Genomic DNA, 16702 nt, shown 5'->3' with positions numbered 1-16702 from the left:
CCATTTTCGTATTCATCAGTCTTTAGCAATTGAGCGACACCACCATTTACACACGAAAAGAGGTTGCAACGAATGCAACCTCTTAAAATACTTATACATTTACTTTATTATGATAATTGCGGCCATCTGTTACAGCTTCTACGTAACCAGCGCGGATAACAAAATCACCGAAATATTCGCCATCTAAACGTTCTTTAGCGTAATGTTCGAAAATTGGTTTTAACGAAGCTAAAATTTCTTCTTCACCAATATTTTCTTTATAAATTTTATTTAGACGGTATCCAGCATGACTAGCACCTAAATACATATTGTATTTACCTGGACCTTTACCGATAAAGCCAATCTCACCCATAGCTGCACGTGAACATCCATTTGGACAACCAGACATACGAATTGTAATATCTTGTTCACGTAAACCATTTTCATCTAATAAAGTTTCGATTTTTTCGATTAAAGATGGTAAATATCTTTCTGATTCAGCCATTGCTAAACCACATGTTGGTAATGCAACACATGCAATAGAGTTTCTGCGTAACGCAGAGTAATTAGCGCTGTCTGTTAGCTGATACTTTTCAATAATCTCTTCAATTGCTTTTTTCCCACGTGCTCCAACGTTTGCAATTACAACATTTTGGTTACCTGTAAAACGGAATTCACCTTTATGGATTTGGGCAATTTCACGTAACGCTGTTTTTAATGGATAATTTTCAAAATCAGCTACACGACCATTTTGAATAAATAATGTGAAGTGGTATTTTCCATCATCACCTTTGATCCAACCATAGCGATCTCCAGTGTGTTTGAATTCATATGGTTTAGCCTCTTCAAATTCATAGCCTAAACGTTTTTCGATTTCTTTTTTCACATTGTCTAGTCCTAAACGGTCTACTGTATATTTGAAGCGAGCGTTTTTACGAACAGAACGATTACCGTAGTCACGTTGTACTGTCATAATTTTCTCACATACATCAACAATGTTTTCTTTTGGCGTATATCCAATTACGCGAGATAATTGTGGGTAAGTCGCAGTATCTCCATGAGTCATACCCATACCGCCACCGATTGCCACGTTAAATCCAACTAATTTATCATCTTCTAAAACAGCGATTAAACCGATATCTTGAGAGAATACGTCTACATCGTTTGCAGGTGGAATTGCAATACCGATTTTAAACTTACGAGGTAAATATAATTCACCGTATATTGGTTCTTGCTCTTCTTGTGTATCCACCACTTTTTCTTTATCTAACCAAATTTCATAATATGCATTTGTGCGTGGTAATAAATGTTCACTAATTTTTGAAGATAATTCAAAAACTTCTTTGTGTAAAGTTGATTGGAATGGATTTGCGTTACACATTACGTTACGGTTTACGTCACCACAAGCTGCTATTGTATCAAATAATACACTATTTAATTCTTGCATATGTTTTTTCATATTCCATTTTAAAATGCCATGGAACTGAATTGTTTGACGAGTCGTAATTTTAAATGTACCGTTACCATATTTATCAGATAATTCATCAAGTTTTAGCCATTGTTTCGGATTTGCTACTCCACCAGGCATACGAACACGTACCATAAATTGATAAGCAGGTTCTAATTTTTTACGTTCGCGCTCTTGACGTTGGTCACGGTCGTCTTGTAAATAACTACCGTGGAACTTCATTAAACGGTTATCCCAATCGGAAATTCCAGCACTTAGTTCTTCTTCCATTGATTCTGCTAATGTACCGCGTAAGTAATTACTAGCAGCTTTTATTTCTTCCACATCACTAGGTTTACCTTCTTGAGGTGGTAATACAATTTTCTTTACCATGTTTACTTCCCCCTTAGTATACGTCTCGTTGATAACGTTTCTCTTTTTGTAAGTTTGCTAAATACTCTTCTGCTTGTTCTTTTGTTTGATTACCTTGCTCAGCAATAATGTTAATTAATGTTTCATGAACATCTTTCGCCATGTGGTCTTTATCGCCACATACATATACTACTGCGCCTTCTTGTAACCAACTATAAAGTTCCTTAGCATGTGCAAGCATTTTGTGTTGAACGTATACTTTTTCTTCTTGATCTCGTGAGAATGCAACATTTAATTTTGTTAACACACCATCTTTTACCCATCTTTGTAATTCCGTTTGGTAAAGGAAATCTGTTACAAAATGTTGATCTCCAAAGAATAACCACGATTTACCTTCTGCCCCACGCTCTTCACGCTCTTGAATAAACGAACGGAATGGTGCAATTCCTGTACCAGGTCCAATCATAATAATTGGTGTTTCATCAGATGGTAATTTGAAATTCGGACTATGTTGAACATATACACGAACTTTGTCGCCAACTTCTAATTGGTCAGCTACTTGAGTAGAGCATACGCCTAAACGTTCACGACCATCCACTTCATAACGTACTGCACCGATTGTTAAATGTACTTCATCTGGGTAGGCAGTTTGGCTACTAGAGATAGAATATTGACGAGCAGGGATTTTTCGTAATGTATCCACAAATTGTTGTGCATCCCAATTGAATGGACCAAATGTTTCAACTACATCAATTAAATCACGACCATAAGAATATTCTTTGAATTTTTCACGATCGCTTAATAACTGCTGGAGTTCTTCGTTTGAAGTATATTGTGCGATTTTTTCTAAAACTGGTTTTGATAGAACTGTAATTTCAAGTAAGTTGATTAAAGCAGATTCAAGTGTAACTGTTTCATCTCCAACCTTTACTTGTTTTTTTGGATCAAAACCTAATGATGTAATTAAAGCTGAAACAAGCTTTTCATTATTTGTCGGGATAATTGCTAAACTATCACCTGGTTCGTATGTTAAGCCTGACTCTTCTAGAGAAAGCTCTAAATGAATTGTTTCTTTATTTGATCCTTGCCCATTTAGGTTGATTTTTTCCAAAATTTCAGCATGGAAAGGATTTTTACGTGAATATTCAGTTGTTGGAACTGATAATACAGTAGAAGCAGCTTCTTTTTCAGATAAAGATTGAACTACTGCACCTTGCTGTAACTTTTCTTTTACTGATTCAAACCACTTTGATGCTGGTTCATCGAAATCTAGGTCACAGTCAACGCGATCTACAATACGCTCAGCGCCAAGTTTTTCTAGGAAAGCATCAAAATCTTTACCTGTTTGACAGAAGAATTCGTAAGAGCTATCGCCTAAAGACAATACAGCAAATTTAACATGATTTAGTTTCGGAGCACGTTTTCCTTGTAAGAAGCTATGGAAGCTAATTGCATTATCAGGTGGCTCCCCTTCACCATGCGTACTTGCGATTACAAGAAGATGGTCAAGTTTTTTCAGGTTATTCGTTTTAAAATCACTCATTGAAGAGACATTTACTTCGAAACCTAATTCTTTTAGTTGTTCACCATATTTTTTAGCTAGCCCTTGTGCTATTCCTGTTTGTGAAGCAAATAAGATTGTAATATTTTTTGGCTTTGTTGCTTCTTGAACAGGTAATGCTACAGGAGCACTAACATTTTGACCTGTTTGAACTGGAACTTGAATTGCTTCAAGTGCTGCAGTTGCACTTAAATAACCAGTTAACCAAATTTTTTGTTGGGATGTTAAACTAGCTAATACTTCATTCAGTTTTGTTACTTGTTCTTCATTAAAAGGGCTATTATTGACTTCTAACTTCACTTGGTACACCTCTTTGGTAAATTATTTTAAGCGAATTTTTTCATTTTTTTCGATTTGAACAATGCGATTATCCTGGACTATGAGTGTAATTGATCCATAATTCATCGTACTAATCATTTGCTTTAAGCTTTCTATTGCTTTCTCAAAATTCTCTTGTTTCTTATCTTTATCCATATTTAAACACTCCTTTAAGAAACTAATGCCTCGTTTACTCGTTCAACCAACACTTCACGAACGTTGTGGTCATAGCCTAAACAATCACATAACACAATTTGCTCTTCTGAAAGCCCAAGCTTTTCAATTTTTTTCCGAATTCCAATTTTTAATAAACCCGTAAATAAAAGATAAGGAACAATAAATACTTTCCTTTTACGCTCATTTATTTGCTGTAAAGCATCTTCAAATGACGGCCCATTACCATATAAGAAACATGTATCAACATTGGAAAATTGAAATTTTTGCTTTAGAAGGTTTGCAATACTTTGAAGATCGGTTTGTACTTGTTTGTCACTGCTACCTCGACCAATTAACAAAATATCAACATCTTTTTCTCGCGTTGTGTTTTTCGCTATTACTCTATCATTTAAACTATTTATTAGTTTTTCATGAATGCCGAATGGTCTACCTAACGAAATCGAAACAGATGGATAAAGTTCTTGTGCCTTATGAATTTCTAATGGTATATCTTGTTTTGCATGATTAGCAGATAGTAATAAAATTGGGATAACTGATATGTTCGTTGCGCCTTTTGCAACACATGAAGCAATTCCATCTATAATTGAAGGCTCAGCTAATTCAAGGAAGCATAGTTCTTGAATATCAACTTGAATGAATGGCTTAACCGTCTCAATAAATTGAATTGCTTCATCAATACCTGCTTTTACACGAGTACCATGTGCAACAAATAGAACAGCTTTCATCATTTCTACCTACCTTCTCACACAGGAACTTCCTGAAGTAAACTTTGTTGAACTTGGGTTTGTTCGAACCAAGCAATCTTTTCTCGCATTTTCACAACATCCCCAACAATAATCATACTTGGATTTTTAATTTCTTCATTTTTTGCTATTTCTACTATCGTTTCCAAAGTACCGACAATTGTTTTTTGCTGTGCTGTTGTTCCCCAATGAATTAGCGCAATCGGTGTTTGTGGATTACGTTTATATTTCATTAGTTGTTCGGTTACATATTGTAAATTTCCAACCCCCATATAAATAGCGAGAGTGTCAACAGATTCTGCTAAGCCTTTCCAGTTAATCGAGTCATCTTTTCCTTCTCGCATATGCCCTGTCACTATGGCAAAACTTGAACCTAAATCACGATGTGTCACTGGAATTCCTGCATATGCAGGAGCAGCTATACCTGATGATATACCCGGAACAACTTCGAAAGGTATGTTTGCATTAGCAAGTACTTCTGCTTCTTCTCCCCCTCGACCAAATACAAAAGGATCTCCCCCTTTAAGTCGAGTGACAATTTTCCCTTCGTTTGCATAATGCACCAGTAAATGATGAATTCTTTCTTGAATAACACCATGTAATTTTGGTAATTTACCAACGAAAACTAATTCTGCGTTTGGTTTGGCATATTCAAGCAATTCCTTATTCACAAGTCGGTCGTATAAAATAACATCCGCTTGTTGAATACACTTAAGTCCTTTTACCGTTATTAAATCTACGTCTCCCGGGCCTGCGCCAACAATATATACTTTTCCCATGATGTCCTCCCAAGATTAACTTTTATTTTCTAACCGTTCTAAATATTAGTTCTATAATAAACTTTATTATTCTTACTGGTCAACTATGTTTTTAAAAAATATATTACTATTTGTAAAACTAATTATTTAATGACTTTAATCATTGTCTTGGAATACATCTAAATGATACGGCTACTAAGTATATGAAGACATCTTAATTCTTTTATAACGCCTAGTTAAAAAAGAGCCTTATGTATAGTTTTAGTAAATAAGCCTCAATAAACTCCTGTTCCAACTACGTGCTGTTCCCACAATACGGACTTGGAAATATTCAAGTTTATTGAGGCCTCTAGTTATCTAGTCAGCTTCGTTAATTCTTAGTAATCTGCTATACATAATAATGTTTAAAGCCTTATAAGTCAATAGTTTTCATAATATTTATATAATAATAGAAAGTACAAAAACACATACAACTTAACGCAAAACAAGTGTATTTTTCTTTAAAAATAAAGGGATTTTTATAATCAATGAATTTTCCTTTACACCTTAATTAAGCCCCTATAAAAATTGTAATAGGAATAATAAATTTCAAATTTATTTCTCATGTTGTATTTAGGAATTGATCCAAACATCCCTTCTTAACAAAAAAACTGTCTCAAAAATATGGTTTACATATTTCCGAGACAGTACTATTTTTTATTATTTCACTACAATATTTACCAATTTCCCTGGTACAGCAATAATTTTTACGATTTGTTTACCTTCAATAAACTCTTTCACTTTTTCATCTTGTTGTGCAATTTGTTCTAGCTGTTCTTTTGATGCGTCTTTAGCGATTTTTACTTTAGAACGTAATTTACCGTTAACTTGAACAATTACTTCAATTTCGTCATCCACTAATTTTGACTCATCATATGTTGGCCATGCTTCGTAAGTAAGTGTTTCGTTATTACCTAAGATTTGCCATAACTCTTCAGACACGTGAGGAGCAATTGGTGCTAGTAATTTAACAAAGCCTTTTGCATACTCAGTTGGAATCACTTCAGCTTTATAGCAATCATTAATAAATACCATCATTTGTGAAATAGCTGTGTTGAAACGAAGATGTTCATAGTCTTCCGTTACTTTTTTCACTGTTTGGTGGTAAGACTTTTCAAGAGTTGTATCAGAACTATTTTGTACTTTTTCCGCTAATGTACCTTCATCTGTTGTAAATAAGCGCCATATACGATCTAAGAAACGACGTGCCCCATCAAGACCATTTGTAGACCATGCTACAGAAGCATCTAGTGGACCCATAAACATTTCGTATAGACGTAATGTATCGGCACCGTGACTTCTTACGATATCGTCTGGGTTTACAACATTCCCTTTTGATTTAGACATTTTTTCATTACCTTCACCTAAAATCATTCCTTGGTTGAATAATTTTTGGAATGGTTCTTTTGTATGAACAACACCTAAATCATAAAGTACTTTGTGCCAGAAGCGTGCGTATAGTAAGTGAAGTACCGCATGCTCTGCTCCACCAATATAAATATCAACTGGTAACCATTGTTTTAATAATTCTGGATCTGCTAACGCTTCTTTATTATTAGGGTCAATATAACGTAAGAAGTACCAACTTGAACCAGCCCATTGTGGCATTGTATTTGTTTCACGACGACCTTTTTTGCCTGTAACTGGATCAACAACATTTACCCATTCTTCGATATTTGCAAGTGGTGATTCACCTGTACCAGAAGGACGGATATTCGAAGTTTTTGGTAATACTAATGGAAGTTCTTCTTCAGGAACAGTTGTCATTGTGCCATCTTCCCAATGAATCACTGGTATTGGCTCACCCCAATAACGTTGACGAGAGAATAACCAGTCACGTAAGCGGTAAGAAATTTTCTTTTCACCTACACCGTTTTCCTCTAACCATTCAATTGCTTTAGAAATGGCTTCAGCTTTACCTAAACCATTTAAGAAATCAGAATTGATATGTGGTCCATCACCTGTGAATGCTTCATTCTCAATGTCGCCACCTTCAAGAACTGGTTTAATTTCTAATCCAAATTCCTTTGCAAATTCATAGTCACGTTCATCATGAGCAGGTACAGCCATAATTGCACCAGTACCGTAAGATGCTAGTACATAGTCTGCAATCCAAACTGGAATCTTCTCTCCGTTAATTGGATTTACTGCATAAGCACCAGTAAATACACCTGTTTTTTCTTTAGCTAAATCTGTACGTTCTAGGTCAGATTTTAATTTTACTTTTTCAAGGTATTCTTCTACTGCACCTTGTTGTTCAGCAGTCGTAATTTTTGCTACTAATTTATGCTCAGGTGCAAGAACACAGTATGTCGCACCAAATAAAGTATCTGGACGAGTAGTAAACACTTTGAAAGTTTCGTCTGTTCCATCTACTTTAAATGTTACTTCAGCACCTTCAGAACGACCAATCCAGTTACGTTGCATTTCTTTAATTGATTCTGGCCAATCAACCTCATCTAAATCATCAATTAAGCGATCTGCATAAGCTGTAATTTTTAACATCCATTGTTTCATTGGACGACGCTCTACTGGGTGACCACCACGTTCTGATTTCCCATCGATTACTTCTTCATTTGCTAATACAGTACCAAGAGCTGGACACCAGTTAACTGCTACTTCATCGATGTAAGCTAAACCTTTTTTATATAATTGAATGAAAATCCATTGTGTCCATTTGTAGTATTCAGGATCTGTTGTATTGATTTCACGATCCCAATCATAAGAAAAGCCTAATTCTTGAATTTGGCGTTTAAATGTCGCAATATTTTTTGCTGTAAATTCTGCAGGGTCATTTCCAGTATCTAATGCATACTGTTCAGCTGGTAGACCGAATGCATCCCAACCCATTGGATGTAACACGTCAAACCCTTGCATACGTTTAAAGCGTGATAAAATATCTGTAGCTGTATAACCTTCTGGGTGACCTACGTGTAATCCTGCACCTGATGGATATGGGAACATATCTAATGCATAAAATTTTGGCTTTGAAGTATCATTTAATGTTTTAAATGTTTTATTTTCTGCCCAATATTGTTGCCATTTCTTTTCAATTTGTTGATGATTAAAACTCATGGTAGTTCCTCCTTTTTTGGTAAGTCCGTGTAGTAGTGTTGCGACATGAAGGTTTTCACTATTTCGCCTTGCATTTTTGTCCAGATTTCTTACAAAGACTGTATTAATTTTTTCTATGTAATCTGCGACATCCGCCAGTTTCTTTAGGTAAGCTTACTAATAAGTAGAATATCCTATATTCGGAAAAATTAACAAAATATTTCAAAAATAAAAAAAACTCGCCCCATTCTAATAGAAGGGACGAGAGATATTTGCAAACTCCCGCGGTACCACCCAGATTAGTGACACATCACTCAGCTCAAACCTTAACGCGGCTCACGGTTTTAGTTACTTATTCACTAAAACTGACTCCAAGGCGAGTTCGATTTCTCTACTTACTAGCTTGCACCAAACGCTAGCTCTCTAAAAAGCTTCAAAATCTACTATTCCTTCTCATTGTCGTCCATATTCATTAATGCATTCATTTTAATGGAAATATTCGAAATATACAAGTCCCACATTAAAATATACCTATTATATAGAGTAAATGCACTATTTCTATATCATTAATGTTGAACTTTCTTAACTGGGCGATCGTAAAATAAACAAGGTATGATTGCTATGATTAACATCATGCACAAAATTAGTATTAGAATGTTCATACTGTAAACATCAACTATTAATCCTCCAAAAAGCGGGCCAATCATTCTTCCAATAGAACCAATACTGTTGACAATACCTTGATACGACCCACCTTTCCCTTCTGGAGCTAACATATTTGCTATAGTAGGAACAGCTGGCCATACGAATATTTCTCCAATCGTTAAAATAATCATTGAGACTGCAAAGATTTTAAAACTATCTGCAAAAATGATTACGATAAAGGATAACATCATAATGGCGATACCAATGACTAGTTGTACTTTTATTTGTTTTTCATACTTTTGTACAATTGGGCTAATAATTGGTTGAAGTAAAATAATTAACAATCCATTTATCGTCCAGAGTAAACTATATTCTTTTAAGCCGATACCTTGCTGCTGGATGTGTGTAGATAAGGTGGATGGCCATTGAGAATAGGCTACCCATGTTAATAAAAAGCCCCCACTAATAATTAATAATGAATAAAAACTTGCCCGGTTAGCTGTATTATTAACTGCACTATCTTTCACTTTAGATTTTTCGACATTTGAAATCATATTACGATACGAAACAGTCGCTAAAATGAAAAAAATGATATACAAACCAAGGTTTGAAACAAATAAATAATCAAAACTTTTATCAGCAATCACGCCTCCAACTGCAGGACCAACTGCTACTCCTAAGTTTTGAGCAAGATAAATAGCATTAAAACCTTTCCTACCACCTTCTGGCCACACAGAACCAACAAATGCGAACATAACGGGAGTGACAACACCACTACCAAACCCCATTATCGTTAAGAACCATACGTAATGTGGCCAACCATGCCAAAACGTGATTCCCACTAACGAAAAAATGGTAATAAAGATTCCAAACATGATAGATTTATACCCACCAAATTTGTCAAATAAATAGCCACCAACCAAGTTACCTAGCATGGTTGCCCCTGCATTAATCATTAGGACAAGCCCAGCTATAGATAATGATTGGCCTAAATGCTCGTGCATGTAAATTGTATTTAAAGGCCAAATTAATGAACTTCCTGTAATATTAATTAACGTTCCAATCACTAATAGCCAGACATTTCTTGGCATACTCAATTCCTCCATCATCTTGATGCAACAAAGAAATATATTATTCTGTTTTTCGAAGTAATTCAAGAAAAACAATATAGTAGAATTGTCCATACATATAAAAATGCATAATACAAAATCCCGTGTTAAAATCATTTAGAGGAGTGAAACAAAAATGTCTAATCAACAATTTCCTTTCCCTTCTGATGGGAAACGTTACTATACATGGAATCGATATTTACGTGATGAGTTTGGTCAAAAGGTTTTTAAAGTAGCACTAGATGCAGGTTTTGATTGCCCAAACCGTGATGGTACAGTTGCTTTCGGTGGATGTACATTTTGTAGTGCGGCTGGTAGTGGTGACTTTGCAGGAGATCGTGTTGACCCAATTCCAGTTCAATTTGAGAAGATTAAAGAAAAAATGCAACATAAATGGAAAAATGGCTTAACAATGGCTTATTTCCAAGCGTACACAAATACCCACGCACCACTTGAAGTGTTAAAGGAAAAATTTGAAGCTGCCCTTGCATGTGAAGGGGTTATGGGATTAAGTATTGCTACACGTCCCGATTGCTTACCTGACGATGTAGTAGAATATTTAGCGGACTTGAATTCTAGAACTTATCTTTGGGTAGAACTTGGACTTCAAACGGTTCATGAAAAAACAGCGAACCTTATAAACCGCGCTCATGATTACGCTACATATGTAGAAGGTGTTGAAAAACTTCGTAAACATAACATTCGAGTTTGTACGCACATTATTAATGGTCTACCTCTTGAAGACTACGATATGATGATGGAAACAGCTCGTGAAGTAGCGAAATTAGATGTACAAGGTATTAAAATTCATCTACTTCATCTATTAAAAGGAACTCCCCTTGTTAAACAGTATGAAAAAGGGATGCTTGAATTTTTAGAGAAAGATCAATATATAAATCTTGTAGCGGATCAACTAGAAGTAATTCCTCCAGAAATGATTGTTCACCGCATTACTGGGGATGGACCAATTGATTTAATGATTGGGCCAATGTGGAGTGTTAATAAATGGGAAGTTTTAAATGGAATTGATGCAGAACTTGAGCGCCGAGGTAGTTGGCAAGGAAAAAAATACAAAGCGGAAGTGCCTAAATAATGAAACTTCAACGAGTATTACAATATGCACAACATTTACTAATATCATCCGTTACTAACGGAGATACAGTGATTGATGCAACAGCAGGAAACGGTCATGATACACTCTTTCTAGCCAATCTTGTTGGTGATCAAGGACAAGTATTTGCCTTCGATGTACAACAACAAGCAGTTGAAGCAACTACGAATCGCTTAACCGAGGCTAATTTAGGTCACCGTGCGACTGTTATTTTAGATGGACATGAAAATATCTCAAAATACATCTCAACTCCAGTAGCTGCGGCTATCTTTAATTTAGGTTATTTACCTGGCAGTGACCATGCAATCATTACAAAACCAAATACTACAATTCAAGCAATAGAAAGTATACTTGCGTTGTTAAAGGTTGAAGGAATCGTGGTACTAGTGATTTACCATGGTCATGAAGGTGGAAAAACGGAAAGAGATGAAGTCATAAACTATGTAAGTACCTTACCTCAAAAGTATTTCCATGTACTGCAATATCAATTTTTAAATCAAAAAAATGACCCACCTTTTGTTATTGCGATTGAAAAAGTGAAAGAAAAATAATTAGAAAAAGACAATGCCATCTCACTACTAATAAATGAGATGGCATTTTTTTACAGTTAAAGCCAATCCAATTTATTGGATTGGCCATATTTAATATTATTGTTTATTTCTCTTTTCCCAGAATTCTGCACCTTTAATTCCTAATTTAATAGGATCAAAAATCGGCTCTTTACCTTCTCTTCTTTGAGATTCATAGTCTTTAAGCGCAACAATTGCAGGTTTCATTATAATTAGAATTGCGATAACGTTTATCCAAACCATCAAACCTAATCCTACGTCACCCATTGCCCAAGCAAGCGTTGATGTACGTACTGTTCCATAGAATGCTGTTACGATGATAACGATTTTCGCTACCCAAATCCCTATTTTTTCAGCACTTCCAGAGAATAGATATGCTACGTTGGTTTCGGCTATATAGTAATAAGCCATTATTGTTGTGAATGCAAAGAAGAATAATGCAATCGCAACAAATGGAGCACCAAATCCTGGTAATGCAGAATCTACTGCATATTGTGTATAAGAAGCCCCTGCTTCAATACTTTTCGCAAACGTGATTTGTTCCTCTCCAGAAAGTTCAGATGCTTTGAATTCACCCACATGGATAAATGTATTATCTTCAGCAGCCTTTTCATCATGTACATTATACATACCTGTAAATAGAATCATAAACGCCGTAGCTGAACAAACTAGTAAAGTATCAATATATACAGAAGCCGCTTGAACTAAACCTTGTTTTACAGGGTGAGATACTTCAGCAGCAGCAGCTGGGTGAGCACCTGTCCCTTGCCCTGCTTCGTTTGAGTAAATTCCTCGTTTAACACCCCAAGCGATAGCAGAACCAATAATACCACCAAAGATTTCTTGAGCCCCAAATGCACTTGAGAAAATTAGTCCAATTACACTTGGTACTTCTGAAATATTTAAAATGATAATTAAAATTGCCATTAAAATATATGCTACAGCCATAAATGGTACGATTACCTGTGCTGCATTTGCAATAGATTTTACCCCACCGATAATGATGATACCTAATAAAACGGCAATAATAGCACCAGTGATCCATGGTTCAATTCCAAATGCATTATTTACTGCACCAGCAATCGCATTTGATTGAACACCAGGCATTAATATTAACATTGCAAGTAATGCTGCAATTGCAAATATAACCGCAAACCATTTTTGACCCATACCTTTTTCTATGTAAAAAGCAGGACCACCGCGATATTCTGTTTCTTTTTCCTCTTTGTAAATCTGAGCTAAAGTTGATTCAACGTAAGCTGTAGCTGCCCCAATAAAGGCGATTGCCCACATCCAAAATACTGCACCAGGTCCTCCAAATCCAATGGCAGTTGCTGTACCTGCAATATTACCAGTCCCAACTCGACCAGATAACGCAATACTCATAGCCTGGAATGAAGAAATACCTTTCTCGGATTTTTCCCCTTTGAACATTAAAACGAACATTTCTTTGATGTAACGCACTTGTAAGAATCTAGTAATCACTGAGAAAAATACCCCAACTAGTAGAATCCCATAGATAAACCAGGGACCCCAAAAGAAATTATTTAGTGCATTAACAATATTCTCCATAACACTTCTCCCCCTTGATGTATACTATTGTTATAAAATTCAATATATTACATCAATTCCATTAATACAATATTTTTCTAAAAAAAAACAAAAAAAACTCAGTTCATTCACTGAGTTTTTTTAAGATACTATTTTACAATATAACCTAGAGACCTTAAAACATTATTCATGAAGTCCTTCGTATACAGAAAAACTTCCTCTCTTTCGTTATCATGAAAAAGATTATGGTAGTTGTATGGCCATTCTTTATATTGTAATTCAGACGTGTTTTGAGAGAATAACCACTTTTTTGAAATAGATGGATCAGTAATTTTGTCTTGTTGGGCAGTTAATAATAAAATAGGCAAAGTTAATTTATTCTCTTGTTCTGTTGTTATATTTTTCATTAATTGTTGAACGTCCTTATACCATCCTCCTGTAACTTTAGAATGATATGGAACATCATCAATCATTTCCGTATACCCATCTAAATTTCGAGTTAACATTTTCTTGTCAAACTCTAATGAGATTTTTTTATTTGGTGCAAGGGTACCAATACCACTTGTTAAAGCGTTGGTAATTAAATTTGATGTTTTTCGTAAATGAAGCCATGGAGAGGATAAAATAAGCCCTGCACACTCTACTGTTTTTTTCTTTAAAAATTCAATTGCAAGTAAACCTCCGAAACCATGACCTATTACAAATACCGGAAGCTCATAGGAAAGAGCATTTTGCATTAACAGTTTGATGTAGGTGATGTACTCGTTAATCGCTTCGTCATGCACTCTTAAAAATTTTGATTCTTCACCATGACCGGGTAAATCCCCCATCACAATGTGATACCCATCAGTGCGTAATTTTTCAATTAACCAGGCATACCAACGATGATGTTCAAAAGCACTATGTATTATGACCACAACTGCTTTAGCATGTTCATCTGTTTCCCATTTCCACATAACTTCGCCTCCAACCCAAATAGCATACTTTTGGGCATACATACCTTTTATATTTTCTTTATTATTTTATTTTGTTACGATAAGCATATATATCATACTTAGAAACGAGGAGATTTACGATGATTTACCCTTTTAAAGATAAAAATCCTAAAATAGACCCATCTGTATTTATAGCTGATTATGTCACAATTACCGGCGATGTGACAATCGGTGAAGAAACATCTATCTGGTTTAATTCTGTCATCCGTGGTGATGTTGCACCAACGTACATAGGTAAACGTGTTAGTATTCAAGATTTGAGTTGTCTTCATCAAAGTCCAAATAATCCATTAATTATTGAAGATGAAGTGACTGTTGGACATCAAGTAACATTACATAGTTGCGTAATAAGAAAACGCGCATTAATTGGGATGGGTTCCATCATTCTAGACGGTGCAGAAATTGGTGAAGGAGCTTTTATTGGGGCTGGTAGTTTAGTTCCCCCAGGTAAAAAGATTCCACCGAATTCTTTAGCAATGGGAAGACCTGCAAAAGTTGTTCGCGAAATCACGCCAGAAGATCGTGAAGATATGGACCGCATTATTCGTGAATATGTTGAAAAAGGTCAATATTATAAATCGCTTCAAAAGTAAACATATTATATAGTAAGAATGTAAAAGCAGGTGAAAAAACTCACCTGCTTTTTAACATATTATAATCCAGCTTTTTCTTTTAATTTCTCAGCAATATCTGTATTTTCCCAAGGAACATCTAAATCTGTACGACCGAAATGACCGTAAGCAGCTGTTTGCTTGTAAATTGGGCGACGTAAATCAAGCATTTTAATAATGCCTGCAGGACGTAAATCAAATAATTCACTTACCCATTCTACTAATTGACTCTCAGCTACTTTTCCAGTTCCAAATGTATCGATTGAAATTGACACTGGACGTGCTACACCAATCGCATATGCTAATTGCACTTCTGCTCGATCAGCAAGACCAGCAGCTACAATATTTTTCGCAACATAACGTGCAGCATAGGCTGCAGAACGGTCAACTTTTGTTGGATCTTTTCCTGAGAATGCACCGCCGCCATGACGTGCATAACCACCGTAAGTATCAACAATAATTTTACGACCAGTTAATCCAGCATCACCTTTTGGTCCACCGATTACAAATCGGCCAGTTGGATTAATGAAATATTTTGTATTATCGTCAATTAATTCACTCGGAACAACTTCACGAATTACTTTCTCTTTTAAATCTTCTTGAATTTGTTCTAATGTTACATCTTCATTGTGTTGAGTGGATATAACTATTGTATCGATGCGAACTGGATGATTGTTTTCATCGTATTCAACTGTCACTTGTGTTTTTCCATCGGGACGTAAATATGGAATTTCCTTAGATTTACGTACTTCGGCTAGTTTACGGGATAATTTATGAGCCAAACTAATTGGTAGTGGCATTAGTTCAGGTGTTTCGTTACATGCAAATCCAAACATTAAGCCTTGGTCACCTGCACCAATTGCTTCAATATCTTCATCGCTCATATATCCTTCACGTGCTTCAAGCGCTTGGTCAACACCTTGAGCAATATCTGGGGATTGTTCACCGATTGCAGTTAGTACTGATAAATTTTCAGCATCAAAGCCATATTTACCGCGAGTGTAACCAATTTTGGCTACTGTATCTCGAACAACTGATTGAATATCCACATAAGTAGAAGTTGTAATTTCACCTGCTACAAGTACTAAACCAGTTGAAACAGTTGTTTCACATGCTACACGTGCATTTGGATCTTCTGTTAAAATTGCATCTAATATTGCATCGGAAATTTGGTCACATATTTTATCCGGATGCCCTTCTGTTACACTTTCTGATGTAAACAGTCGACGGTTTGTCATTTGGTTTCCTCCTAAAATCTATACGAGATTAGTTCTCGATTTGATACGGTACTCATTACCCATGTTAAGTCCGCACATGAAGGTTGGACTCCAAGCCGTTACTGCTTATTAACACGAGGATATCGAAAGGCGAATAATAATTGTTACATTATTTTCATTTTGTACTCTTTTCAAAAAAAAATTCCTTTTACTCACATAAAACCCATGAGTAAAAGGAATTGTAAATACAGTACCTTTCACTCTTATCGTTCAAGGGATTTTCCCTTGCATCAGGTTGGCACCATCGCATTTATTATATATAATAAATGCAGGTTGCCGGGCTTCATAGGGCCTTGACCCTCCACCAGCTCGGGATAAGAGTATCCGTTCAAATCAACATATTACGGAAATCGACATCCAATGTCAATTTATAAATGTTGATTTCT

13 protein-coding genes, 1 riboswitch and 1 other annotated feature are annotated in these 16702 nt (G+C 35.5%); of the genes, 3 read left to right on the top strand and 10 right to left on the bottom strand.

Annotated features, from left to right (window positions below):
• Nucleotides 1-91 precede the first annotated feature (91 nt).
• The 7 genes from cysI to D8M03_RS00105 form a co-directional block, all read right to left on the bottom strand.
• Entirely contained in the window at nucleotides 92-1819 is a 1728-nt protein-coding gene (gene cysI, locus D8M03_RS00135; RefSeq protein ID WP_121212648.1) for an assimilatory sulfite reductase (NADPH) hemoprotein subunit, read from the bottom strand.
• 13 nt (nucleotides 1820-1832) lie between these two features.
• Nucleotides 1833-3659: an assimilatory sulfite reductase (NADPH) flavoprotein subunit gene (locus D8M03_RS00130; protein WP_121212647.1), complete on the bottom strand. Its 1827-nt coding sequence runs from the start codon at nucleotides 3657-3659 to the stop codon at nucleotides 1833-1835.
• Between the two features lie 21 nt (nucleotides 3660-3680).
• The gene (locus tag D8M03_RS00125) at nucleotides 3681-3833 is read right to left on the bottom strand and encodes a YezD family protein (protein WP_121212646.1); all 153 of its coding nucleotides are present in this window, start codon (nucleotides 3831-3833) and stop codon (nucleotides 3681-3683) included.
• Between the two features lie 14 nt (nucleotides 3834-3847).
• Nucleotides 3848-4582 carry a sirohydrochlorin chelatase gene (locus D8M03_RS00120; RefSeq protein ID WP_245987369.1) on the bottom strand — a complete coding sequence of 245 codons (735 nt, stop codon included), beginning with the start codon at nucleotides 4580-4582 and terminating at the stop codon, nucleotides 3848-3850.
• A gap of 14 nt (nucleotides 4583-4596) precedes the next feature.
• Nucleotides 4597-5376: a uroporphyrinogen-III C-methyltransferase gene (cobA, locus tag D8M03_RS00115; protein ID WP_121212645.1), complete on the bottom strand. Its 780-nt coding sequence runs from the start codon at nucleotides 5374-5376 to the stop codon at nucleotides 4597-4599.
• Nucleotides 5377-6054: 678 nt separating this feature from the next.
• Nucleotides 6055-8469 (bottom strand): leucine--tRNA ligase, encoded by a 2415-nt coding sequence (leuS, locus tag D8M03_RS00110; RefSeq protein ID WP_121212644.1) that lies wholly within the window; start codon nucleotides 8467-8469, stop codon nucleotides 6055-6057.
• 233 nt (nucleotides 8470-8702) lie between these two features.
• Nucleotides 8703-8914: a binding site (T-box leader), on the bottom strand.
• A gap of 100 nt (nucleotides 8915-9014) precedes the next feature.
• The gene (locus D8M03_RS00105) at nucleotides 9015-10199 is read right to left on the bottom strand and encodes an MDR family MFS transporter (protein WP_342768774.1); all 1185 of its coding nucleotides are present in this window, start codon (nucleotides 10197-10199) and stop codon (nucleotides 9015-9017) included.
• Between the two features lie 139 nt (nucleotides 10200-10338).
• Between D8M03_RS00105 and mnmL the strand changes: the two genes are divergently transcribed.
• A complete protein-coding gene (gene mnmL / locus D8M03_RS00100) occupies nucleotides 10339-11295 on the top strand; it encodes a tRNA modification radical SAM protein MnmL/YtqA (protein WP_121212642.1) in 957 nt (318 codons plus the stop codon).
• Nucleotides 11295-11864 (top strand): tRNA 5-(aminomethyl)-2-thiouridylate-methyltransferase MnmM, encoded by a 570-nt coding sequence (gene mnmM, locus D8M03_RS00095; protein WP_121212641.1) that lies wholly within the window; start codon nucleotides 11295-11297, stop codon nucleotides 11862-11864. Before mnmL ends, mnmM begins: the two co-directional genes overlap by 1 nt.
• A 96-nt stretch (nucleotides 11865-11960) precedes the next feature.
• On the opposite strand, the gene D8M03_RS00090 is transcribed toward mnmM, so the two are convergent.
• The gene (locus D8M03_RS00090) at nucleotides 11961-13454 is read right to left on the bottom strand and encodes an alanine/glycine:cation symporter family protein (RefSeq protein WP_121212640.1); all 1494 of its coding nucleotides are present in this window, start codon (nucleotides 13452-13454) and stop codon (nucleotides 11961-11963) included.
• A gap of 128 nt (nucleotides 13455-13582) precedes the next feature.
• A complete protein-coding gene (locus D8M03_RS00085; RefSeq protein WP_121212639.1) occupies nucleotides 13583-14389 on the bottom strand; it encodes an alpha/beta hydrolase in 807 nt (268 codons plus the stop codon).
• A 119-nt stretch (nucleotides 14390-14508) separates the two neighbouring features.
• On the opposite strand from D8M03_RS00085, the gene D8M03_RS00080 reads away from it, so the two are divergent.
• Nucleotides 14509-15021: a gamma carbonic anhydrase gene (locus D8M03_RS00080; RefSeq protein WP_121212638.1), complete on the top strand. Its 513-nt coding sequence runs from the start codon at nucleotides 14509-14511 to the stop codon at nucleotides 15019-15021.
• Between the two features lie 59 nt (nucleotides 15022-15080).
• On the opposite strand, the gene metK is transcribed toward D8M03_RS00080, so the two are convergent.
• Nucleotides 15081-16277 (bottom strand): methionine adenosyltransferase, encoded by a 1197-nt coding sequence (gene metK, locus D8M03_RS00075; protein ID WP_121212637.1) that lies wholly within the window; start codon nucleotides 16275-16277, stop codon nucleotides 15081-15083.
• A gap of 239 nt (nucleotides 16278-16516) precedes the next feature.
• Nucleotides 16517-16637: riboswitch (SAM riboswitch) on the bottom strand.
• Between the last annotated feature and the right edge of the window lie 65 nt (nucleotides 16638-16702).

The organism is Ureibacillus endophyticus (assembly GCF_003628435.1).
GTDB classification, from domain to species: Bacteria; Bacillota; Bacilli; order Bacillales_A; family Planococcaceae; genus Ureibacillus; species Ureibacillus endophyticus.
Note: the sequence above shows the minus strand (reverse complement) of the source record. Positions and strands in the feature narration are given on the sequence as shown.

Coding starts and splice junctions, on each gene's coding strand:
- cysI (WP_121212648.1), bottom strand. CDS start 1,819: ATGGTAAAGAAAATTGTATTACCACCTCAAGAAGGTAAACCTAGTGAT.
- metK (WP_121212637.1), bottom strand. CDS start 16,277: ATGACAAACCGTCGACTGTTTACATCAGAAAGTGTAACAGAAGGGCAT.
- mnmM (WP_121212641.1), top strand. CDS start 11,295: ATGAAACTTCAACGAGTATTACAATATGCACAACATTTACTAATATCA.
- D8M03_RS00085 (WP_121212639.1), bottom strand. CDS start 14,389: ATGTGGAAATGGGAAACAGATGAACATGCTAAAGCAGTTGTGGTCATA.
- D8M03_RS00105 (WP_342768774.1), bottom strand. CDS start 10,199: ATGGAGGAATTGAGTATGCCAAGAAATGTCTGGCTATTAGTGATTGGA.
- D8M03_RS00080 (WP_121212638.1), top strand. CDS start 14,509: ATGATTTACCCTTTTAAAGATAAAAATCCTAAAATAGACCCATCTGTA.
- cobA (WP_121212645.1), bottom strand. CDS start 5,376: ATGGGAAAAGTATATATTGTTGGCGCAGGCCCGGGAGACGTAGATTTA.
- leuS (WP_121212644.1), bottom strand. CDS start 8,469: ATGAGTTTTAATCATCAACAAATTGAAAAGAAATGGCAACAATATTGG.
- mnmL (WP_121212642.1), top strand. CDS start 10,339: ATGTCTAATCAACAATTTCCTTTCCCTTCTGATGGGAAACGTTACTAT.
- D8M03_RS00090 (WP_121212640.1), bottom strand. CDS start 13,454: ATGGAGAATATTGTTAATGCACTAAATAATTTCTTTTGGGGTCCCTGG.
- D8M03_RS00120 (WP_245987369.1), bottom strand. CDS start 4,582: ATGATGAAAGCTGTTCTATTTGTTGCACATGGTACTCGTGTAAAAGCA.
- D8M03_RS00125 (WP_121212646.1), bottom strand. CDS start 3,833: ATGGATAAAGATAAGAAACAAGAGAATTTTGAGAAAGCAATAGAAAGC.